General features: G+C 62.5%; 17 protein-coding genes and 1 riboswitch. Of the genes, 3 read left to right on the plus strand and 14 right to left on the minus strand.

Annotated features, from left to right (window positions below):
- Positions 1-231: 231 nt before the first annotated feature.
- Complete coding sequence (locus tag HX823_RS27385; protein ID WP_177077668.1) at positions 232-675, minus strand: hypothetical protein; 444 nt, start codon at positions 673-675, stop codon at positions 232-234.
- A 103-nt stretch (positions 676-778) separates the two neighbouring features.
- Positions 779-974, plus strand: a riboswitch (cobalamin riboswitch).
- 101 nt (positions 975-1,075) lie between these two features.
- Here HX823_RS27385 and HX823_RS27390 point away from each other — a divergent pair.
- The 3 genes from HX823_RS27390 to HX823_RS27400 are packed head-to-tail and all read left to right on the plus strand — an operon-like array spanning position 1,076 to position 3,848.
- On the plus strand, positions 1,076-2,086 hold the full coding sequence (locus tag HX823_RS27390; protein WP_177077670.1) for an ABC transporter substrate-binding protein: 1,011 nt from the start codon (positions 1,076-1,078) through the stop codon (positions 2,084-2,086).
- Positions 2,083-3,087: an iron ABC transporter permease gene (locus HX823_RS27395; RefSeq protein ID WP_033901824.1), complete on the plus strand. Its 1,005-nt coding sequence runs from the start codon at positions 2,083-2,085 to the stop codon at positions 3,085-3,087. The genes HX823_RS27390 and HX823_RS27395 overlap by 4 nt, the downstream gene beginning before the upstream one ends.
- Positions 3,084-3,848, plus strand: coding sequence for an ABC transporter ATP-binding protein (locus HX823_RS27400; RefSeq protein WP_177077672.1), 765 nt, complete (start codon positions 3,084-3,086; stop codon positions 3,846-3,848). Before HX823_RS27395 ends, HX823_RS27400 begins: the two co-directional genes overlap by 4 nt.
- Here HX823_RS27400 and HX823_RS27405 read toward each other — a convergent pair.
- From HX823_RS27405 to HX823_RS27465, 13 genes are all read right to left on the minus strand, one after another.
- The gene (locus HX823_RS27405) at positions 3,845-4,165 is read right to left on the minus strand and encodes a response regulator (protein ID WP_177077674.1); all 321 of its coding nucleotides are present in this window, start codon (positions 4,163-4,165) and stop codon (positions 3,845-3,847) included. The two genes, HX823_RS27400 and HX823_RS27405, sit on opposite strands and share 4 nt — an antisense overlap.
- Entirely contained in the window at positions 4,162-5,370 is a 1,209-nt protein-coding gene (locus tag HX823_RS27410; RefSeq protein WP_177077676.1) for an EAL domain-containing protein, read from the minus strand. The genes HX823_RS27405 and HX823_RS27410 overlap by 4 nt, the downstream gene beginning before the upstream one ends.
- A gap of 111 nt (positions 5,371-5,481) precedes the next feature.
- Positions 5,482-8,772, minus strand: a complete 3,291-nt coding sequence (locus tag HX823_RS27415; protein ID WP_038843416.1) for a transporter substrate-binding domain-containing protein — start codon at positions 8,770-8,772, stop codon at positions 5,482-5,484.
- Positions 8,773-9,399: a response regulator transcription factor gene (locus HX823_RS27420; RefSeq protein ID WP_177077678.1), complete on the minus strand. Its 627-nt coding sequence runs from the start codon at positions 9,397-9,399 to the stop codon at positions 8,773-8,775. It abuts the gene before it with no gap.
- A gap of 150 nt (positions 9,400-9,549) precedes the next feature.
- Positions 9,550-10,371, minus strand: a complete 822-nt coding sequence (locus HX823_RS27425; RefSeq protein WP_177077680.1) for an EAL domain-containing protein — start codon at positions 10,369-10,371, stop codon at positions 9,550-9,552.
- A gap of 111 nt (positions 10,372-10,482) precedes the next feature.
- On the minus strand, positions 10,483-11,499 hold the full coding sequence (locus HX823_RS27430) for a fimbrial protein (protein ID WP_177077681.1): 1,017 nt from the start codon (positions 11,497-11,499) through the stop codon (positions 10,483-10,485).
- Positions 11,496-12,221 carry a molecular chaperone gene (locus HX823_RS27435; protein ID WP_038843411.1) on the minus strand — a complete coding sequence of 242 codons (726 nt, stop codon included), beginning with the start codon at positions 12,219-12,221 and terminating at the stop codon, positions 11,496-11,498. Before HX823_RS27435 ends, HX823_RS27430 begins: the two co-directional genes overlap by 4 nt.
- A gap of 33 nt (positions 12,222-12,254) precedes the next feature.
- Complete coding sequence (locus HX823_RS27440) at positions 12,255-14,696, minus strand: fimbria/pilus outer membrane usher protein (protein ID WP_371317983.1); 2,442 nt, start codon at positions 14,694-14,696, stop codon at positions 12,255-12,257.
- 83 nt (positions 14,697-14,779) lie between these two features.
- Entirely contained in the window at positions 14,780-15,313 is a 534-nt protein-coding gene (locus HX823_RS27445) for a fimbrial protein (RefSeq protein ID WP_033897128.1), read from the minus strand.
- A 300-nt stretch (positions 15,314-15,613) separates the two neighbouring features.
- Positions 15,614-18,115 carry a fimbria/pilus outer membrane usher protein gene (locus tag HX823_RS27450; protein ID WP_177077685.1) on the minus strand — a complete coding sequence of 834 codons (2,502 nt, stop codon included), beginning with the start codon at positions 18,113-18,115 and terminating at the stop codon, positions 15,614-15,616.
- A 75-nt stretch (positions 18,116-18,190) separates the two neighbouring features.
- Positions 18,191-18,949, minus strand: coding sequence for a molecular chaperone (locus HX823_RS27455; protein ID WP_177077687.1), 759 nt, complete (start codon positions 18,947-18,949; stop codon positions 18,191-18,193).
- A 54-nt stretch (positions 18,950-19,003) separates the two neighbouring features.
- Positions 19,004-19,552, minus strand: coding sequence for a fimbrial protein (locus HX823_RS27460; RefSeq protein WP_033897130.1), 549 nt, complete (start codon positions 19,550-19,552; stop codon positions 19,004-19,006).
- 254 nt (positions 19,553-19,806) lie between these two features.
- Positions 19,807-20,871: a fimbrial protein gene (locus HX823_RS27465; RefSeq protein WP_177077689.1), complete on the minus strand. Its 1,065-nt coding sequence runs from the start codon at positions 20,869-20,871 to the stop codon at positions 19,807-19,809.
- Positions 20,872-20,931: the final 60 nt, after the last annotated feature.

Genomic DNA, 20,931 nt, shown 5'->3' on the forward strand with positions numbered 1-20,931 from the left:
GCTTTTCAAAAGTGACCCGCTGTAAGAGCGGAACCCATAGCAGCCGTTACCTAAATAACGGATATGTCCCCGGTCTGATCCAGCATCCAGGCCAGCTGTCAGGCCGCCTTCGCAGGCAAGCCAGCTCCCACATTCTGGATCGCGGGAGTAACAGTAAGATTGCAGCCGACCGTCAAGCCGCCAGCGCCATACCCAGCGTGGTGTAGATACCTGCGCCCTTTGGCCGCCCCCTCACTGCGCACTGATGTAATGAAACTGCGCCTGCGACTTCTCAACCGCCGCACGCACCTGATCTTTCTGTGCGTCGGTGCCCGAGTAGTAGATCTGCAGGCCCTTCAAGTCCTGCCCTTCGACGGCTTTACCGATCACGGCCACGTCGACCGACGTGCCGGCCCCCATGATCAAGAAGAACACATCGCCCAAGCGCTTGGTATTCAGCAATTCGCTCCTGAGGCTGGCAGCGTTTTGGTCACCGGCCAGGGAAATCGCCAGGGTGTCGCCGAACATCCCACTTTTAGGGATGCTCATCGTGTGCAAGCGCAGTTTGTCTGAGTCCGCGGGCATCGACTTGACATAGGCGGTGGAGGCCTCGTCGAGAATCTGCTTTTCAGATTTACCCTGAGTGGCACAACCGGCCAGGGTGGCGATAAGGACGAGCGCGACAAATGATTTCACGGTGTATTCCTTGTGATAAAGCGATCCATGGGCTGAGCATCATAGGAGCCTCACCGCCAGAGAGCTACCGTTGAGTTCACGACCTCCCGTTCAACCGCGCGATCGACTACCATACCGCGCCGGTTCCCAAACGGGACTAATAGGGAATCCGAAGCGCGGTACACCCGCGTCAATCGGAACTGCCCCCGCAACTGTAGGTGCTGAGCCTGCTCCATGATGCCACTGGACCTTGTCCGGGAAGGCCGGAGCCTGGCGACGACGCATCAGTCAGGAGACCTGCCGGCTCATGCTCAATGACCAACCGGCGGGGTGTCCGGGAAGGACATTCTTGCCTGCCTCTCTCGCAGCGTTCAAGGGTGTATTTCCGAACGGCACGCACGCTTCACTCGGAGATTGCCCCATGTTGCCACGCGTTACCGCCCTGCTTACCGGCCTGGGCTTCTGTGCCCTGGCCCAAGCCGCGCCCACCCACTACCCGCTGACCGTGGAAAACTGCGGCAGCACCCTAACTTTCCAGCAAGCCCCGGCCCGCAGCGTGACCATCGGCCAGGCCGCCACCGAAATGCTCTACGCCCTGGGCGTGGGCGACAAAGTGGTCGGCACTTCGCTGTGGTTCAACAGCGTGCTGGCGCAATACAAAGCGCAGAACGACAGCATCGAGCGCCTGGCCAACAACGAACCTAGCTTCGAAGCGGTGATCGCCAAGCGCCCGCAGCTGGTGGCCGCCGAACTGGAATGGGTAGTCGGGCCGCAAGGCGTGGTCGGCACCCGCGAGCAATTCCATGAACTGAAGATTCCCACCTACCTGCTGCCCTCCGACTGCGAAGGCAAGGACAACCTGGTAGGCGCCGACGGCACGCGGCTGGAGCCGTTCCGTATCGAGACGATCTATAAAAGCATCAGCCAACTCGCCGAGATCTTCGACGTGCAGGCGCGCGGCCAACAGTTGAACGACGAACTCAAGGCGCGCCTGGCCAAATCCGTCGCCACCGTGCAAAGCAAAGGTCTCAAGCAGGCTAGCGCCTTGGTGTGGTTCTCCAGTTCCGAGATGGCCAGCGACCCCTATGTGGCGGGCCACAAGGGCATTCCGGAGTTCATGCTGGAAACCCTCGGTTTGCATAACGTCGTGCAGTCGGACGAAGAGTGGCCCGCCGTCGGCTGGGAAACCCTCGCCAAGGCCAACCCGACCGTGCTGGTGATCGCGCGCATGGACCGTCGCCGCTACCCCGCCGACGACCATGAAAAGAAACTCGCCTTCCTGCGCAGCGACCCGGTCACCCGCAACATGGACGCGGTGAAAAACAACCGCATCATCATCCTCGACGCGCTGGCGCTGCAGGCCAGCATCCGCACGTTCGACGGCCTTGAACAACTGGCCACGGCCATCGACGGCTACGACCTGTCCAAATGATCCGAACCCTACTCGCCCTGGCCCTGCTCCTGGCCGCCGTGCTCGCGGGCGTGGCCATCGGCGAAACCGCCATCTCGCCGCAGGTGGTACTCCAAGTCCTCGCCAACAAACTGTGGGCGGCCGGTTATGTGCTCGACCCCATCGACGAAGGCGTGGTGTGGAACTACCGCCTCACCCGTACCCTGGTCGCCGCCGCGTGTGGTGCTGGGCTTGCGACCTGCGGCGTGATATTGCAATCGCTGCTGCGCAACCCGCTGGCCGATCCGTACCTGTTGGGCATCAGCGCCGGCGCCTCGACCGGCGCGGTGCTGGTGGCGTTGATGGGTGTGGGCGGCGGTTTGATCTCGTTGTCGGCGGGCGCGTTTGTCGGCGCCATGGCCGCGTTTGCGCTGGTGATCCTGCTCGCGCGCGCCAGCGGTTCGGCCAGCGGCACCGGCCAGATCATCCTGGCGGGCATTGCCGGGTCGCAGCTGTTCAATGCGCTCACCGCGTTCCTGATCACCAAATCCGCCAGTTCCGAACAGGCGCGCGGCATCATGTTCTGGTTGCTCGGTAACCTCAGTGGCGTGCGCTGGCCTTCGGTGTGGCTGGCGGTTCCGGTGGCGGTTGCAGGCTTGGCGGTGTGCCTGTGGCACCGTCGCGCCCTGGATGCGTTTACCTTCGGCAGCGACTCGGCGGCGTCCCTCGGCATTCCGGTGCGCCGCGTGCAGTTCGTGCTGGTGGGCTGCGCGGCGCTGGTGACGGCGGTGATGGTGTCGATTGTCGGCTCCATCGGCTTTGTGGGGCTGGTGATTCCCCACGCCGTGCGCCTGCTGCTCGGCACCGGGCATTCGCGCTTGCTGCCGGCCAGTGCGTTGGGCGGTGCGTTGTTCTTGATTGCGGCGGATGTGCTGTCGCGCACCTTGATCAAGGGCCAGGTGATTCCGGTCGGCGTGGTCACGGCGCTGGTCGGTGCGCCGGTGTTTGCGCTGATCCTCATTGGTCGGAGGAATGCGCGATGACCGTGCTGAGCTGCACAGGATTGGGTTTCAAAGTGCGCGAGGCGCAGTTGCTGAGCGACATTCATCTGGACGTGCAGCCGGGCGAAACCCTGGGGATTGTCGGGCCGAACGGCTCCGGCAAATCCACCTTGCTCAAGTTGCTCGCCGGGCTGCGCACCCCAGCGTCCGGCGAAGTGCTGCTGGGCGGCCAGCGCCTGGGCAAGCTGTCGCGCCGCGCCATCGCGCAACAACTGGCGGTGGTGGAACAGCAGGCCGACACCGACGACGCCATCCGCGTGTTCGACGCCGTGGCGCTGGGCCGCACACCGTGGTTGTCGGCGCTGAGCCCGTGGTCGAATGAAGACGACTTCATCGTCAACCAGGCCCTGCACGATGTCGACGCCACCCACCTGAGCCATCGCGCCTGGCGCAGCCTCTCGGGCGGTGAGCGCCAGCGCGTGCACATCGCCCGTGCGTTGGCGCAACGGCCGCAGATCCTGTTGCTGGATGAGCCGACCAATCACCTGGATATCCAGCATCAGCTGGGCATTTTGAAGGGTGTGCAAGGGTTGCCCGTCACCACCTTGATCGCCCTGCATGACCTGAACCAGGCGCTGACCTGCGATCGGCTGGCGGTACTGGATCACGGGCGGTTGGTGGCACTGGGTAAACCACTGGACGTGCTGACGCCGCAGCGTTTGCAAGAGACGTTTGGCGTACAGGCACACTACCTGACAGACCCGTTCGATGGCGCACAGATACTGCGTTTACGCCCGAACTAAGCCTCTTGAGGCGAACGCTGGGTGTGACGTGACAAGGTCACGAACAACTCGGGCACTTGGTAGATCAGCGCCTGGCGGATCAGTGGATGGTCCTGGCAAAACGCCTTGAGATTGAAGCCGACCTCACGGCCGAGGTTGGCGTTGATCAGCACCAGGTCAAACGCACGGTCGCCGCAGCCGAGCAAGGTCGTCAGCTCGTCCAGGCTCGACACTGGCGCAATGGCGTAATAGCCCTGTTGGTTGAAGTCACGCTCCAGGCGCAGCCGCCGTTCGTGCTGGGTGTCGGCAATCATCACGCGCAAGCCCTTGTTGATCATGACCGGCTCCCGACGGCCGCAGCCGCGTGATGCAACCAGCCCAGCAGATCGCTACCGCTCATGGGCCGTGCGTGCCAATAGCCTTGGCCGAGGGTGCAGCCCAGCGCCAGCAATGCGCGGTGTTGCTCGGCCGTTTCGATGCCTTCGATCACCACTGACATGTCCAACGCCTCCCCCAAGGCCAACGTGCTGCCGATGACCGCCAGGCAGCGCGGCTCATGCTTGAGGTTGCGCACAAACTCCGCATCCAGCTTGATTTCATTGAAGGGCAACTGGCACAGGCGCTGCATTGAGGAAAACCCGGCGCCGAAGTCATCGATCGACAAGCGACAGCCCATCATCCGCAGGCGCACCAGGCTTTCCAGGCTGATATTCGGGGTTTCGAGCAAGCCGCTTTCGGTGATTTCGAAGGTGACATGGCTACCCGACACACCGTGAGCCTGCAGGATCTGCTTGATGTTGCCAACCAGGTCGCGATGGGCCAACTGGCTGGCGCTCAGGTTGAACGCCATGTTCAACAGGCTGCCCTGGCCCCTGGCCTGTTCGTGCACCGCCAAGGCCTGGTTCATCTGCAGGTACAGGCCCTCATCCAGCAAACCGTAGCGCTCCAGCGCCGGCAAAAAGACGGCGGGTGAAACGATGCCCCGGGTGGGGTGCCGCCAGCGTGCCAACACTTCAACGCCGCACACTGCGCCACTGCGCAGGTCGAACTTGGGTTGGTAATACGCCTGCAATTGCTGATCGTCCAGCGCCCGGCGCATCTGGGCTTCGGTAGCGCACGCCGGTGCGTCATCGGGTGGGCAGGCTGCGATAGGCCGGGCATGCAACTGCTTTTTTAGCAGTGCCTCCAGAGCCCCCGCCTGCAAGGGTTTCTCCACATCCCCGAGGAACTCCAGCCCCAGCAACGCGATGATCTGGCGCACCGCACGGCGCAAGTCGGGCGACAACGAGCTGCTGACGATGATCGACCCTACCTGCCCGCTGGCGCCGACCCGCTGGATGAACTCGACCCCGTCCATGCCTTCCATCTGCAAGTCACACAGGGCGATGTCCACCGCGCCTTCGCGGTCCAGCAGGGCCAGGGCCTGGGCACCGTCCGCAGCTTCGAACACCGTGGCACAGCCCAGGTGTTCAAGCATTTTGACGGCAACGGAGCGCTGGAAAGCATGGTCTTCCAGTACCAGGACACGTAGCGCAAGGGTCATGAGGGCGGGACTCGTCTGTAAAGAAGTGCCTCATTGTTTCGCGACTTGGCCTGCATAGACCTAGGAAACGTCTCTACGCTTGTAGGAAATTTCCCAAGAACACCCCCAGCCTCACGCCAGGTAATCCTCCAACTGTTCCGCCAGGTGCTCCATCGACTGCTGCAAGGTATCCACGGCCGCCGTCAGCGCCGCCGTATCCAGCCCTTGGGCCGCCGCCTCCAGCGCCTCGCAGGCACTGATCAAACCGGCAGCACTGATAATCCGCGCGCCGCCCTTGATCCGGTGTGCCAGATCGGCGAGCCCTTGGACATCATGTTGGGTAAACAACCGCATGAGCTTGGCCATGTCGCCGTCATTGCTCACGGCCAGGTCGCCCAGCAGGCGCTTGACCGATGCCTGGTCGCCACGGGCCAGTTGCTCCAGGCTGCTGAGGTCGAGGTTTTCCAGCGGCGGTGCGCTGGTCGGCTCATCGGGTTGAACCAGCGCCTGGGGTTTGACTTGCGCCAGGCGCGCGCCCAGGTCCTTGAGGCTGATGGGCTTGAACAGGCAGTCGTCCATGCCGGCCTCGACGCAGCGCACTTTTTCTTCGGCCAAGGCATTGGCGGTAAAGCCCAGCACCAGGCCGCGATGCAAGCCGCGCGCGGCCTCTTCGGCGCGAATCGCCCGCGCCAGTGCGTAGCCATTCATGATCGGCATATTGCAGTCGGTGATGACCACATCGAACAACTCGTTGCGCCAAGCCCGCAGGCCGTGGGCGCCGTCCTCGGCATCGGTGACCCGGTGGCCCAGGTAACCCAGTTGCTCCGACAACAACAGCCGGTTCGCCGGATAGTCGTCGATCACCAGGATATTCAGGGCCTCGCCAGCCACCTGAGGCTCGGCCTCGACCACCGGGGCGCAGGGTTCCAGGATTGATGCGTCCAAGCGCACTTCAATCTGCGTGCCCTGCCCCAACGTGCTGTCCAGGGTCAGGGTGCCGCCCATCATTTCGCACAGGGTGCGGCTGATCACCAGCCCCAGCCCCGAGCCGCCACGGGGCGCCTGGCCGTGGTTGTCAGCCTGGGTAAACGGGCTGAACAGGCGTTGCTGGTCTTGCTCGGAGATACCGCGCCCACTGTCCTCCACCCGCAAGCACAGGGCCAGGCGTTCCTGCCCCGGCAAGACGTGCGCCCTGGCGACCAGGCGCACCTGGCCGGCATCGGTAAACTTGATCGCGTTGCTCAGCAGGTTGGACAACACCTGCTTGAAACGCTGCGGGTCGATCAGCACCTCGGTACTGACCTGTGCCTCCAGGTCCAGCTGTAAGCGCAGTTGTTTCTGCCGGGCGAGACCATCGAACACCCGCGCCACCGACTCGATCAGTTCGCGCAGGTTGGCCCGCTCCGGCGCCAGCGACAGCCGGCCGGATTCAATGCGCGCAATATCGAGAATATCGCCAATCAGGTCGAGCAGGCCCCGCGCCGCGCCGGAAGCGACCTCGATGGCCGAACGGTCGAGCACACCCTTGTCGGCTTTTTTCATCGCCAGTTCGAGCATGCCGATCACCGCATTCATCGGCGTGCGGATCTCATGGCTCATGGTCGCCAGGAACGTGGTCTTCGCCCGGTTGGCGGCGTCGGCATCATCCTTGGCGACTTGGAGTTCCTGCACCAGCCGCTGGCGTTCGCTGAGTTCTTCGCTCAACGCCCGCTCAGCCTCGCGCCGCTTGCCGATCAGCCAGCGCAAATAGCCGATCCAACCCAAGGCCAGTGCCAGCAATACCGCCGCGATGGCAAAGCCCTGGAGAATCGCGCTGCGATTGCGCAGCCAATAGCTGTCGTCGATGACCACCTCGTTGCGCCAGCGGTTGGTCAGCTCGTCCATTTCCTCGGGGGTAATGCTAAGCAGCGCCTTATCGAGGATCGAATACAACTCCAGCGCGCCACGATTGGTCGCCAAGGCGATCCGCGCCGGCATCGTCCCCACGGTGCTGGTGACCTGCAAGCGATTGCGGTACTGCCGGGAGATCATGTAGCGCGCACTGATCAGGGAATTGATCGCGCCGTCCACTTCGCCCTTCGCCACCATGGCCATGGCGTCGACGGCGTTCTGCGCGGGCACCAATTGCACCTGGGGAAACTGTTCCACCAGGTATTCGCGCATCACATTGCCCTGGACCAGGGCCAGGCGCTTGCCGGCCATCTGGTCGAGGGTCTGGGGCTTGTCATCACCGGTGGGCGTGACCAGCACAAACGGGTTGGTCAGGTACGGCCGCGTGAAGCGCAAGGCATTTTCACGCTCGGCACTGGGGGTAAACGCGGCCAGCATATCGGCCTTGCCGCTGGTGACCTGGTCGATCAGGTCCTGCACCGACTCGGCCCGCTGCAAATCGAATTGCAGGCCGGTGCGCAGGCTGACCTTGGCCAGCACATCGGCGCTGATGCCACGGAAGTTGCCGTCTTCATCGACAAACGTCAGCGGCAGGAAGTTTTCATTGATCGCCACCGTCACCCGTGGATGCTGCTCCATCCAGCGCTGCTCACTGTTGCTGAAGTGCAACGTCTGCCGACCCGGCATGCTCGCGCCCCCGGCACTCCAGCGACGCAGGATGGTCATACGCTCCGCCGCTGGGATCGTCGTGAGCGCCGTGTTGAGGATGCGCAGCAAGCGCTCGTTGCTGCGGCTGACGGCAAAGGCGAACGGCTGCACTTCCATCTGCGAGAAGTCGCTGAGCTGGACGTTGTTCAGGTAGTTCTTGTTGATCAGGTAGTTGGAACTGATGGAGTCGCCCAGGTAGACATCGGCCTGGCCGAACGCAACTGCGCCGATCGCACTCAAGGTCGACGGAAACAGTTGCACGGTCGCCTCGGGGTAAAACGCCTTGACCGTATCCGGCGGCAGGTAGTGATAGAGCATCGCCACGTGCTTGCCCGCCAGGTCCGGCGGCAGATTCTGGCTGTCGCCGATCCGCGTGACCAGTACTGGCTGGTCATTGGCATACTCCTGGGACAGGGCCAACTCGGGGTCAGCGGCTTCAAATCCGTTGGCCGTGCCGAGCATGTCGATCTCGCCGCTTTTCAGCGCGGCAATCACCTCGGCGCGCGAACTGTAGCGGCGCACATCGACCTGCATGTGCAGCAACTGCGCGATCAGTTGCGCGTAGTCTGCGGTGATGCCCTGGTAATCGTCGCCATTGCCGGTCATGCCGAACGGCGAGTAGTCCGGGGCCGACGCACCCAGTACCAGCGTGCGTTTGTGGCGCAGCCAGTTCCAGTCGGGCTCGTCGAGGCCGACCGAGTAATCTTCCACCGTCGAACGCCCGAGCAGATGCAGGGATTCAGCGGCGGCCATCGCCACCGGCGCAGCCGTCAGCATGGCCAACAACAGCAGGCTGGCCAGGCAGGTTCCGAGAAGTCGCTTCATCTAGATCAGGCTGTTGCGCTTGGCGAAATCGGCCAGGTACACCACGGACTTCACCTTGAGTTTTTCGATCAGTCGCGTCTTGTAAGTACTCACGGTCTTGTTGCTGAGCAGCATCGAGTCACCGATTTCCTTGTTGCTCAGGCCCTGGGCCAGTTGCTGCAAAATCGTCAGTTCGCGATCGGACAAGCTCTGGATCAACTCCAGGTCCGTCGCATCGGCATCACTGCGCCGCACCGAACTGGTGGCCAGGTTGGGAAAGAAGGTATAGCCGCCCATCACCGCCTTGATCGCCTTGACCAGTTCGTCCAGGCCATTGGTCTTGGAGATGAACCCGGCCGCACCGGCCTTCATGCAGCGCATCGAATAGAACAGCGCCGACTGGGACGTCAGCACCAGCACTTTGGTGGGCACGCCCAGGCCACTGATCCGCGAAATCACTTCAAGCCCGTCCAACTTGGGCATGGTGATGTCCAGCACCACCAGGTCCGGCACATGCTCGCGCACCAGTTGCACCGCGTCGGCACCGTTGTCCGCCTCGGCCACCACTTCAAAGTGTTCCTGGTTGAGCAACATCTTGACGGAAGAGCGAATGAACGGGTGATCGTCCACGACTATCGCTTTATGCATACAGACCTCTGTCATACAACCGACGTAAGAGCGTGCCAACGCCATGGAAGCCCTGAAGCCTCATCCAGCAAAAGCACCCGCCGAAAACCCATGAGCATCGCTCAATTGTAGGAAATATCCTAAGAATTACCGCGCCGTGGTGGGAAGTTTTCACGGCGCGACCACCGCCTGCTCCAGCCAGTGCAACAAGTCGCGTCCCGTCATGGGCCGCGCCAGGTGGTAACCCTGGCCAACGTCGCAGCCCAGTTCCAGCAAACCCGCGCACACCCGTGGGCTGCTGACACCTTCGATGACCAGCGTCATGTCCAACGAACGCACCAGCGCGCGAGTCCCCAGCACCATCGAGCGATTGCGCAAACGGTCCAGGCGCTGCACGAACTTGCCATGCAGCTTGATCTGGTTGAACGGCAGTTGGCACAGCGACTTGAGCGAGGAAAACCCCAGGCCGAAATCGTCCAGTGACAAACCGCAACCCAGCAGTTTGAGGCGCAGCAGGTTCTCGCGGGTCTGTGGCGCACACACCAGTACGCCGTTTTCCGCCAGTTCGAAGGTGAGTGTCGAACCCTTGAAGCGATGACGTTCCAGGGCCTGCCGGATGTGCTCGACCAACGCAGGGCTGGCCAGTTGCGAGGCATGCAGGTTGAACGCCAGCGTCAGGCTCACGCCCTGGTGACGCAGAATCCCCAGCAACCCCAGGCCCTGCTCCAGCAATTGCGTGAACATCTGGTCGATCAAATCATAGGCCAGCACCGCCCCCAGAAAATCGGCCGGCAGCAATACCCCGTGGGCGGGATGTTCCCAGCGCACCAAGGCTTCCACCCCGGTGACCGCCTGGCTGTGCAAGTGCAGTTGCGGTTGGAACCAGGCACGAAACTCCCCCAGGGCCAGGCCCCGGCGCACCTCGTCTTCGGTGGGTAGAAGGCCACGCTCCCCCGCCTGTTTTTCCTGCACCTGTCCGGGTGGAAAGGTCATCGTCTACCCCATCACTCAATCGAATCGAGAGCCGACATAGTGGCGAGCGAGATGGACACAGGTCGTAGCTTCCATCCGATCATCATGTAGGAAAATTCTGACACAAAACCCTCAGTAATAAATCACCTGCACCACCACCACCGCTTCGAACGGCCCCACCTGCGGGTCGCCCAACGCCACGACGGAGGCGCTGAAGGGCACGTCGATATGGCTGACACTGGCCGCGAACACCGCCAGGGGGAACGGCTCGTTGATCGGCACCAGATTGTTATGCGCGTCGCGCACCTGGATGCCGAACTGGCTGTCCGCCTTCGGCAACACGTTGTAAAGCCCCTGCTGATTGGCCGTCACCAGCGTGGCGCCGATATTCAGGGCGGTGCTGCACTTTTTCTCCAGGGCCAGGCTGAACGGCTGGGTGGGGTTGGGCGGCGAGAAACCGGTGGTGGTTTTCTGGATCACGCCGAAATCCACAATGCCCGGTTCCGGGGTCACGGTGACGTCAACCGTGCACGCGGTGCCGACGATGTTCTGCAAACCGTTGAGCTGGAAACGGAAGTTGCCATTCGGATTACTCGGCCCGCCGTTGAGGCCATACAGGCCGTCAAACTGGAACACGTCATAGGTGTCCTGGGACGGCCGTTGCAGCGGTAGCAACCCGCGTTTGCGGATCACCACCTGGAAGGCAATGCTCGGGTTGGCCAGGGAACACGGCAGCATCTCGGCATTGTTGGTCGCGCCAGGGCAGCCACGGGAAACAAACCCGGTGTTAACGCCTTGGGTCGGGTTGGAACTCCAGTCGCCATCCCAGGCGGTGACCTGGCGGTAGACCAAACCAAACTCGATGCCCCAGGCCGTGGCGTTGAGGCCGGCAGGGTTGCCATAGAAGTAAATCGGGTCGTCTTCGGCAAAATGCTGATCGTGCAACTTGAAGCATTTGGCCGGCACCACATGGGTCTTCGAGCGCCAGATGATCGTGCCGTCTGGCACGGTGTCTGGCACCGACACCGGGCCGATGTATTCGCTCAGGTAATTGCCGTCATTCTCCGACTTGCACAACAGCGCCCATGACGCCTGGGAAAACACCAGCAACAACGCTGCCAGGCACAGCCTCGGGCCCCAACCGCTCATGGCTTCACGGCCTGGCACGCGGTGGCGGTGCAGGTGAACAGCGTGTCGGTCTGCCCGCCGAAATCATTCATGTTCGACACCCGCAACTCGCTGAATCCCAGGCTGGCCAACGGCAAACGTGCGCTGGCATGGGGCGCGATCATCACCGTCTCCACCGGCATCTTGGTTTTCTGCGGGCCCACCAGCAGGCCGACCACGGTGATATGGAACGGCGTCGGGTTGCTCACTTGCAATTGCTTGGCCGCCGGGTCGATCACCAGGCTCAGCCCCTCGGCCATGTCGGCGCCGCGCTCGCGCTTCACCGAGGCCGGGCGGTAGAACAATTTGATCTTCGACTGCAAGGCAATCTGCATCGCATTGACCGCCTCGCTCTTGGGCGGGATCTCGCGGATGTTGAGGTAGAACACCGATTCACGGTCCGTGGGCAACGTGGTCTGGGGCAACTTCACAATGCGCAGCACGCTGCTCTCATTCGGTTCGATGCGTTGCAGCGGCGGCAGCACCATGAACGGCGTGGTGATTTTCTTGCCCTGCTCGTCCTCGATCCAGGACTGCACCACAAACGGCAGTTGCAGGTTCTTGTTGCTGACCGTGACACTCACCGAAGTGGCGCTCTCTTCGAAAATCACGCGGGTGCGGTCCGGCACCACGGCCGCGTTGGCCAATAAAGGCACACACAGCACGGCCAGGCGCGCGATACGGTTGAACATCAATCGAGACATCAGGGAACACTCCAAGTAAACGGATGAGGGGGGTCACAAACACCGCACGGGTGTCGGGATGTTGGTCACGACGTCTTCCGGCGGCAGCACCGCCAATGCGCAGACATGGCTGTCGTCCCAGCGCGCCACCAGCTCGGCCCCGGCCTTGGCGCCGAGCAAATACGTGATGCCCGCCTCCCCGACGATGCCGACTTCCTTGTGGGTGTGTTTGTCCTGCACCGAGGCCCCGAACGGCACCCCCTGGCCGTTGGCCTGGGTCAGTTCGACATAGGCGTTGTAGCCCTGGGCGGCAGCGAAGTTGACGTAGCCGATGGCGCCCTCGGTCAACGCCAGGCGCTGGATCGGGTTGGACACTTCGGTCTTGAGCGGCAGCTTTTCGATGTTCACCCGCGCCTCATAGGCCTGGAACGCCGGCAGCCCATCCATCACTGTGTAGCCGTCGCGGTTGGAGCGCGCCTGGCCGGTGAAGGCCACGTCCGGCACGCCGTCGGTGGACACCAGCAACCGCGTATCGCCATTGGAGCCATTGCCATGGGCCGTCATGCCGTAGCGGGTCACCACCAACGAGCTGTCGAACTCGCCGGTCAGCGAGCGGTACGTGCTGCCATCGGTGGTGGCCGAGGCATTGGCGCGGTAGGTGGACGCACGCTTGCCGACGTAGGCATTCACGTATTGGTTGTCGCCCATGCCGCCGTACACCTGGTAGTTCATGCCTTCGCCATCGTCGTGGCTGTAGCCGACACTGGTCGACGTCGCGCCGGGGCTGGCGCGCTGCACCGTCGCGGACATCATCGAATTGCCCCCCAGCGGCACGCTCACGCCCAGGTACAGCTGCGTGTCACGGCTCTGCGCGTTGCGGGTCTGGAACGCCGACAGGTTGACGTTGATGTTCTTCACATTGCCCACGGCAAAACTGCGCGCCAGCGACAGGCCGAAACGGTCCGAGGGCGCGGCGTCCCAGTAGGTGGAATGGTCAAACGACAGGCTGGTGGACAGCCACGCAAAACGCTTGGCCAGCATCACTGAATAACGCTGCTTGCCGGCATTCAGGGAATAGGCCTCCGGGTCGCCGACAAACTGTGAGAAGTTGGTGAAGGTGCGGTCGGAAAACCGGTAGCCGAGGAAGCGTAAATCGGTGCCAATCACGTCGAAGTGCTTGGAATAGTTGATGCGGTAGGAGTTGCCCACCACGGTCTCGGCGCTGTTGCGCAACGTGGCCCTGGAGGTGGTGACGTCGGCGGAAATCGCGCCAAACACGCCGAGGTCCTTGCCCAGGCCCACGGCATGGGAGAGGTAATCGCTGGCCGCCAGTACGCCGCCGTAGAGTGTCCAGTCCTGGGACAGGCCATAAGCCAGTTCGGACGCCACGAAACCCGGTTCGGTGCCGCCCTTGCCGGTCAAGCGCGGTTGGCCCGCCGACACTTTGTAGCGCAACTCGCCTTCACGGGACAGGAACGGCACCGCTGCCGTGGTCACGGTAAAGGTCTGCTCGGTGCCGTCTTCTTCATGCACGGTCACATCCAGCGTGCCCTGCACACTGCTGTTGAGGTCCTGGATGCTGAACGCGCCTGGCGTCACCGTGGTGGAATACAACACACGGCCCTGCTGGGCCACGGTCACCCTGGCATTGGTGCGCGCCAGGCCGCTGATCAACGGCGCATAGCCGCGCAGATTGGGCGGCAGCATGCGGTCATCGCTGCTCAGGCTCACCCCGCGCAGGGCAAAGGTGTCGAACACGTCGGAGTTGAGGTAATCCTCGCCCACCGAGAGTTTCGAGCGAATCGACGGCAGCGCCCGGTAGGCGTACAGCCGGTTGAGCTGGAACGCCTGCTCATTGCCGCGCCCGCCCTGGCTGCCGCTGTCTTGCTGGGCCTGGTAGTCGGCCCGCAGGCGCCAGGCATCGATGTTCAAACCGGCGGTGCCGTAGCTCTGCAATACCGTGGAATTGCCGCTGGTGGTGGACTGGCGCTGGTTGGCGATCACCCGGTAATCCAGCAGCGCACCGTCCAGCCCGTCGCTCCAGGCGGCGGGCGGAATGTAGTTGGGGTCGTCATATTCGAACGACGCCTGGGGCAGGCTGATCACCAGTCGGCCCAGGTTCTGCGCGTAGTTGATCGAGGCGTTGGTGATCGCGGTGAGGTCCACGCACTGGCCATCGGCAAGGCGCGGCAGGCTTTCGAACAGGTCGGGCTTTAGACCGAAGGTCGCCACCAGCGCTTCGGGCAAGCAGGCATAACTGTCCTGCGCCGAACCGCCATTGTTGAATTCAATAGAGCGTGTTCCGAAATAACGTTGGTTGACCACGATATCCACCACATAACTGCCGGGCACCGTGTAGTGCGCTTGGGTGAACTGCCCGAGACTGACGTGATCGTCAGAGTCGATATTCAAGAACTCCGAATTAAATTCCACCGCGAAGGAATAACGCGCGCAGGAAAGTAATACGCAAGACACGAAAAGTTTGCGACAGCCCACGGAAACAACCCTTTTATCAACCAGGCAACAGGCAAGAAAAAAGGGGCTCGCGCCCCTTTTTCATCACAACCGATAAAGCACTATCAGTTGTAAGCCACGGTGAAGTTGGCAACGCTGTCCGCTTCACCGGTGGTCACGGTGGCGGCGGTGGCCTCGTACATGGCGGCGAAGGTCACGGTATTGTTGCCGTTCTGCAATACCACCGGTGCAACTTGTTCCTTACCGTTGTCGAGCATCTCGCCAGCGCTGGCCTGCAGGCGGATACCGACGTTCTGGGCCAGGCCGGTGGTGGCGAACAGGCCCGGCACCGCTGGGTCTTGCACGCCGCTGAAGGTGAAGCGCGCGTTCTGCTGGGTGGAGGTGTCGCAGTCGGTCAGGATGATGTCGAACTTGGTCGGCGTGGAGCGATCACCGACGGCGCGGAACTGGTTCGACGGCACTTGGCCCAGGGACACGGTCTGGTCCAGGGAATTGGCGTCGATGCCGCAGGCGCCCGAAACGATCTCACCGATAAAACGCACGGTGCCTGGGTTACCGCTCGCCGGCGTGGCCGCGTTGGCGAAGGAAGCAAGGCCCATGGCAACAGCAGCGGCGGTAACAGCGACAATCTTTTTCATGAGTTCAACTCTAGGGTTAATTATGATTAGGCCCAGAAACCCGACTTCCCAAACAGACACTACCGACACTTATCTAAATCCCCATCCCGAAGAACAGCGCGCATCCGTTAAAACACGTCAAGTGTTTTGGCTGTTCTTTCAGTTAAAGCGTCGCTAACAACCTGGTTATTGAAGAAGTTCAAACATCTCTATGGCGGGAGGAATCATGAGCGCCGGCCTTAGTTGGAAATGTAAGTTCCTTCTCCGCAAACTGTAGGAATTTTCCCGGCGAATATTCCTTCAGATAAAGCCTCTTCCTCTTCAAGGTGCCTTGCAGATCGCCTCCATCACACGGTAGCCATCCACCGGCGCAGTCTTGCTGATATCCAGCTCGACGGTGCAACGTTGCGCGGCGGTTTCGCCCCACTTCATGCTATAGACCTTGCCCTCGTTGACAGCGATCAGCACCTGCCCAGCTTGCCCGACCACGCCAGCGCTCACGCCCTTGTCGTCGAGCACCGTGGTGCCGAACGGCGGCAGCGAACCGTCCTGCAAGCGCACACTGAGCACGACTTTTTCCGAACGGCGCGCGGCGAACGTCGCCTTGACCACTGCGCCACGGCGCGGCACCACGTTGGTCACGCCGTCGTCGATGTCGACGCTGGTGTCCAGTTCGCCAGTGTCCAGGGCCACGCGGTTCTTGCGATACGGCGTCACGTAGGGCACCAGCGCATAGCCCTTCTTGTTGGTCAGGGTGCCGGGAGCATTGAGCACGCCGACATTGGGGGTGTCCTTGATTTCCACCAGGGCCACGGTTTCGCTGAGGGTCTGGCCGAACTCCACGCCATCGCCATGGGCCAGTACCGAACCCGATGCACTCACCGAGGCCTGCCGGTAGCCGCTGCCCACGCTGACACCTGCGCCCAGCTGGGCATACGGCGCACGGTAACCGACCAGTGCCGAACCATTGTTGCCGGCCAGGTCCGAGCGGTTGGCGTTGACGTTGTACGTCAGGTTGCCGTCGTTGCCGCTGAGGCCGGCACGCTGGTCCAGGCTGCCGTCATTGTTGCGGGTGACCGAATAGGTGGCGGTGCTGCGCGTCTGGCCGATGGGCATCGACACGGTGAACACCACCTGGTTGTTCTCGCCGTAGTTGTCGGTGAGGGTCTTGCTGGCATACACGCCGTAGGTCACGCCTTTGTGCTGGGTGTTGAAGCCCAGTTGCATCTGTTGGTCTTGTCGCGAAGACCCCCAATAATGCTGCTGGCTCATGTTGAGGTAGAACGAGCCACGGCTGCCCAGGGCCTGGTTGACACTGGCCTCGATCTTGCTGCGCTTGGACAGGCCGAAATAGTCGTTGGGGTCCTGCAGGCGCACGGCCTCTTCGAAGTCGCGGTAGCCCTCGGTGGAATAGCGATACCCGGCAAAACGCACCGAAGTGCCGGTCTCGAAGGCCTTGCCATAGCGCACACTCACGCTCTGGCCTTTTTGCTGGCCGCCCTGCGCCTGGGGCACATCCGCCTGGGCCTGGGTGACGTCCACCGACACCGCCCCCAGGCTGCCCAGGCTCTTGCCGACGCCCACCACCCCGGCGCGGTAGAAATCCGCGCCCAGCAGGCCGCCGTACAGCGTCAGGTCAAAAGGCAGGCCGTAGGCCAACGAAGCCTGGGCAAATGCGGGGCGCTGGCCACCGTCCACGGCGTTGTATTCACCCAGGGTCATGCTGTAGCGCCAGGTTTTTTCCCGCAGCATATTGCCCAAGGTGGCGTAAGGCTGGGTGAAGCGGCGCTCGCGGCCATCGGCCTCGGTGATGATGATTTCCAGGTCGCCGCTGCCCGAGGCGGCGTTGAGGTCATCGATCTCGAACGCGCCGGGGGCCACGTAGGTGGTATAGAGGGAAAAGCCGTTCTGGCGCACTTCAACCTTGGCCTGGCTTTCGGCAATGCCACGGATGATCGGCGCGTAACCCTGCATCGAGTCCGGCAACATGCCCATGTCCGACGCCACCTGCACGCCTCGGAACGGGATGCTGTCGAACACATCCCCCGGCGTGAAACTCTCGCCCAGGGTCAGGGTGCCTTTGAGTGCGGTCAGGTCACGTTGCGCATAGGTGTTGCTGCGCTGCCAATCCTGCTGACCTTGCTCGTCCTGGCGGAACGAAGAACTGCTGCGAAAACGCCAGTCGCCGAGGTTGAAGCCGCCATTGGAATACAGGTTGTACTGGCTGCCGCTGCCGCGCCTGTCAGACTGGGTCTGCGCTGCGGAAAACTGACAGTTGAGCATCGCCGCGTTGATGCCACGGTCCCAGTCCTGGGGGGCGACATAACCGGCCGCATCCCGGCGCAGGGCAATATGCGGCACGCTGATGTCGAGGGCCAGGTGGTTGGCATCGAAACTCACCGACGCGCCCTCGACCATGGCCGCCAGGTCAATGCATGCCGGCAACGCTTCACCCGGCGCCTGGAACGCCTCCAGCTTCACGCCCAGTTCCTTGAGAAACGCCTCGGACAGACAAACCCGCACTTCACCGCTGGCTTGGTCCTTGGCGAAGGTCATGTCGCGGCGGTCGAAAAAACTCTGGTTCAGGCGAATCACCACCGGGTAGGTGCCCGGGCCGATGCTGCCGCTGTTGGCGATGGCGTCCAGGTCCAGGTTCGGCCCGGCGCTGGTGCCGCCAAAGGACTGCATGAAACTGGCATCAAACTTCGCCGGCTCTTCGGCAAACGCCACGCCGCCCATCAACGCGGCCAGCACGGCGGCGGACAAACGCAAAGGCGTGAAGGGCACGGTCAGGCAGTCAAGGTTCAAGGCATAGGTTCGCATGGCAGCACTCAATACGAGGCCATCACGCTGCGGCGGCAACGTGTGGTCAGGTTCGCAAGGGAATGGACGACAGCGTCAGGGGGCGCTGGTGATGGCGACTTTGCTCGGCTCGCTGTAGCCGCCGAAATCATTGATGGCGGAGAAAATCACCTCGCCGGTGCGGGCGGTGAACCCCGGCAGTGCGTAGCGCTGGCGGCTCATGGGGGCGACCATTTTCGGCTCGTCCACCTCGACGGTCTGCCCGCCGCCGATGGCCTTCACGCCGATAAACGACACGTGGAAGGCCGACGGGTTGTTCACCTCCAGCAGGGTCTTGCCCTGTTCCTGCACCAGGCTCCAGCGCAGTTGCGGCAGTGCATCCAGCGTATTGCCCTTGAGGCCGGCCGGGCGGTAGAACAGTTTGATGCGGGTGCGCATGGCGATCTTCAGGGTGTTCTCGTCGGCCTTGGCGGCCACCGGAATTTCCTGGGCGTTGAAATAGAACACCGACTCGCGGTCCTCGGGCAGTGCGCCGGGCACTTTCTGGATGCGCACCATCTGCTCTTTATGCGGGTCCAGGCGAAACAGCGGCGGCGTGGCCACGAAGGGGGTCGGCGTGGTGTTGTCATCCGCCTCGGTGTTGACCCAGGTCTGCACCGCGTAAGGTTGAGCGGTGGTGTTGCCAACGGTGATAGAGGCGTCGCGCTTGTTGCCATCGAACACGATGCGCGTGCCACCGAGCATCACACCGGCCTGGCTGATGCCGCTGAGCAGCATCAGGGCAAGTAGCGCCGTGCTTTTGAAAGGGGTGGTATTGAAAGGCGTGGTTTTGAAAGGGGTCGCAAAACGTTTCATCTCGATCCTCCTCTTGGCGCCCCAACCCGAATGGGCCGGGGCGTTGCACAGGGCTTACTGGTAGTCGACGGTGAACGCCGCCTTGGCGTTGGCCGGGCCCGCCGTGGCCGCGCCGGTAGCGATGTAGTTGGCGGTAAAGCGCAGCGGCTGGGTGAGGTCCAGGTACGGCGAGGACTCCAGGCCCACTTGCACGTCCTTGCCGGTGGCATCTTTGATCTGCACGGCGACGTTGGTGGCCACACCGGCTTCCGGCGACAGGCCGATCCATTGGCCGCTGGCACCGGCGTTGCCGCTCAGGGACAGGAACTTCACCACGGCTTTCTTGCCGGTCACGCTGCAGCCAGGGGCGGTGGTATCGATGGTCAGGGTGAACGCGCCGCCGCCTGCCACTTGGCCGGCCGACGCCAGGGACGTCACGGGCACGCTGCCCAGGCCCACATCACCGGCACCGGCTGAACCGTTGAGGTCCTCGACCACCACCGGGCAGGTGTTGTCGGTGACGCTGCCGATGAAGTTGATTTCGCCGTCGGCCGCCAGCGCAGCCTGCGAAGCACCTGCCAGAACCAGGGCGAGGGTCAAACCTTTGAGAGCAAACTTTTTCATGATCACATCCACAGTTATGAAGGAGTGTCTGGCGGCCGAATGAAGGCCTTCAGACTCGGCGACGTGGCGACCCGAGTAAGGGCCTGCGCGTTTCGTCTGGGTTCATTATCGAAAGATGGGCAGTACGGCTATGTAGGAAACGTCGCCTCTCTTGTAGGAAAATTCCCACAAAAAAGTTCCGGAGAATCACCCCAAAAAAAACACGCCACAGGCTCGATGAACCGGTGGCGTGGTGGGTATTGCGCTGGAAAAACTCAGCGATAGGTCACGGAAAAACTCGCGTAGCCATTTGCCGAACCCGGCGAAGGCGTTGGCCCGTCGGCGGTCTGGATATACCGCGCCTTGAGCGGCACTGTGGTGGTGCCATTGACGATCTGCGTGAGCCGCACCGGTTGGCCCAGGTTCATCGGCGTGTTGTCGTTGCGCAGCACCTGGATGGCCACACCCTGGGCCGTGGAATCGCTCGACAAACTCAAGATGCCGTTGGCCGCGTCGAGGATGTTCGAGGTCTTGTTGCCATCGATCTGGATGTTGGCGTAGTTGCCATTGAAATAGCCGCTGCCGTTGTTGGGGTAGTTACTGCCCGCGATGCAGGAATTGAGCGTGATCGCGAACGGCTGGGCCGGCGTGGTGGAGTTTTTACCGTTGAACACGCGTTTTTCCCAGGTGCCCATGGGCACCGTGATCTGGTCACCCGGCGCCGTTGGCATGGAGCAGCCGGCCACGGTCACGGTGGCGGTGAACGTCAGGTCGAAGATATGTCCACGGTCCGAATCGCCCTTGGCCACCAGTTGGTTGATGGTGTGGGTGCCGGGCGGAATGTCACCGGTCTTGACCAGCGTATAGCGCATCAAGGCGCCACTCATGCCACTGAGGGCGTAGGAAATATTCAGGTTGAGTTCAAACGGAATGAAGCGGCTCGGGTTATCCGCCTGCCCCTGCCATTGGGTGGCGAACCCGGTCATGTAGATGGCCAGGCCGACGCCCGGCACATTGGTCTGCAACAGCGAACTGGCCGGCACCCGTACCACGTCCACCGGGATATTCGTGGCCAGCGGGCCGATCAGCGTGGTGCTGTAGCGCGCGACCAGGCCACACACCAGGCGGTCATTGAACGGCACCGTGCGGATCGGTGCGTTGTTGTTGAGGGTGGTGCCGATGGGCACGTCACGCGGCGCAAACACCGTGCCGGCGGCCAACGTAAGCTGCTTGGGGGTGCCGTTGTTCGAGTCCCAGGTACAGGCCGCCATGGCGGGCGCCGCCGCCAGCGCCAGGGCCGATACCGCGAAATACTGTGCGAGGGTTGACTTGATGTTCATGTGTGAAGCCCTGATGAAAGCGACGGCCTGCCAGGGGTGTCGCCTGTTGATCGAGGCCCG

Source organism: Pseudomonas sp. P7759, from assembly GCF_013386445.1.
Taxonomy (GTDB): Bacteria; Pseudomonadota; Gammaproteobacteria; order Pseudomonadales; family Pseudomonadaceae; genus Aquipseudomonas; species Aquipseudomonas azotoformans_A.

Bases quoted from the DNA above. Each gene is read 5' to 3' on its own strand.
- HX823_RS27395 (WP_033901824.1), top strand. From the start codon at position 2,083: ATGATCCGAACCCTACTCGCCCTGGCCCTGCTCCTGGCCGCCGTGCTC.
- HX823_RS27390 (WP_177077670.1), top strand. From the start codon at position 1,076: ATGTTGCCACGCGTTACCGCCCTGCTTACCGGCCTGGGCTTCTGTGCC.
- HX823_RS27455 (WP_177077687.1), bottom strand. From the start codon at position 18,949: ATGAAACGTTTTGCGACCCCTTTCAAAACCACGCCTTTCAATACCACC.
- HX823_RS27420 (WP_177077678.1), bottom strand. From the start codon at position 9,399: ATGCATAAAGCGATAGTCGTGGACGATCACCCGTTCATTCGCTCTTCC.
- HX823_RS27415 (WP_038843416.1), bottom strand. From the start codon at position 8,772: ATGAAGCGACTTCTCGGAACCTGCCTGGCCAGCCTGCTGTTGTTGGCC.
- HX823_RS27430 (WP_177077681.1), bottom strand. From the start codon at position 11,499: ATGAGCGGTTGGGGCCCGAGGCTGTGCCTGGCAGCGTTGTTGCTGGTG.
- HX823_RS27400 (WP_177077672.1), top strand. From the start codon at position 3,084: ATGACCGTGCTGAGCTGCACAGGATTGGGTTTCAAAGTGCGCGAGGCG.
- HX823_RS27465 (WP_177077689.1), bottom strand. From the start codon at position 20,871: ATGAACATCAAGTCAACCCTCGCACAGTATTTCGCGGTATCGGCCCTG.
- HX823_RS27460 (WP_033897130.1), bottom strand. From the start codon at position 19,552: ATGAAAAAGTTTGCTCTCAAAGGTTTGACCCTCGCCCTGGTTCTGGCA.
- HX823_RS27405 (WP_177077674.1), bottom strand. From the start codon at position 4,165: ATGATCAACAAGGGCTTGCGCGTGATGATTGCCGACACCCAGCACGAA.
- HX823_RS27450 (WP_177077685.1), bottom strand. From the start codon at position 18,115: ATGCGAACCTATGCCTTGAACCTTGACTGCCTGACCGTGCCCTTCACG.
- HX823_RS27445 (WP_033897128.1), bottom strand. From the start codon at position 15,313: ATGAAAAAGATTGTCGCTGTTACCGCCGCTGCTGTTGCCATGGGCCTT.
- HX823_RS27425 (WP_177077680.1), bottom strand. From the start codon at position 10,371: ATGACCTTTCCACCCGGACAGGTGCAGGAAAAACAGGCGGGGGAGCGT.
- HX823_RS27435 (WP_038843411.1), bottom strand. From the start codon at position 12,221: ATGTCTCGATTGATGTTCAACCGTATCGCGCGCCTGGCCGTGCTGTGT.
- HX823_RS27410 (WP_177077676.1), bottom strand. From the start codon at position 5,370: ATGACCCTTGCGCTACGTGTCCTGGTACTGGAAGACCATGCTTTCCAG.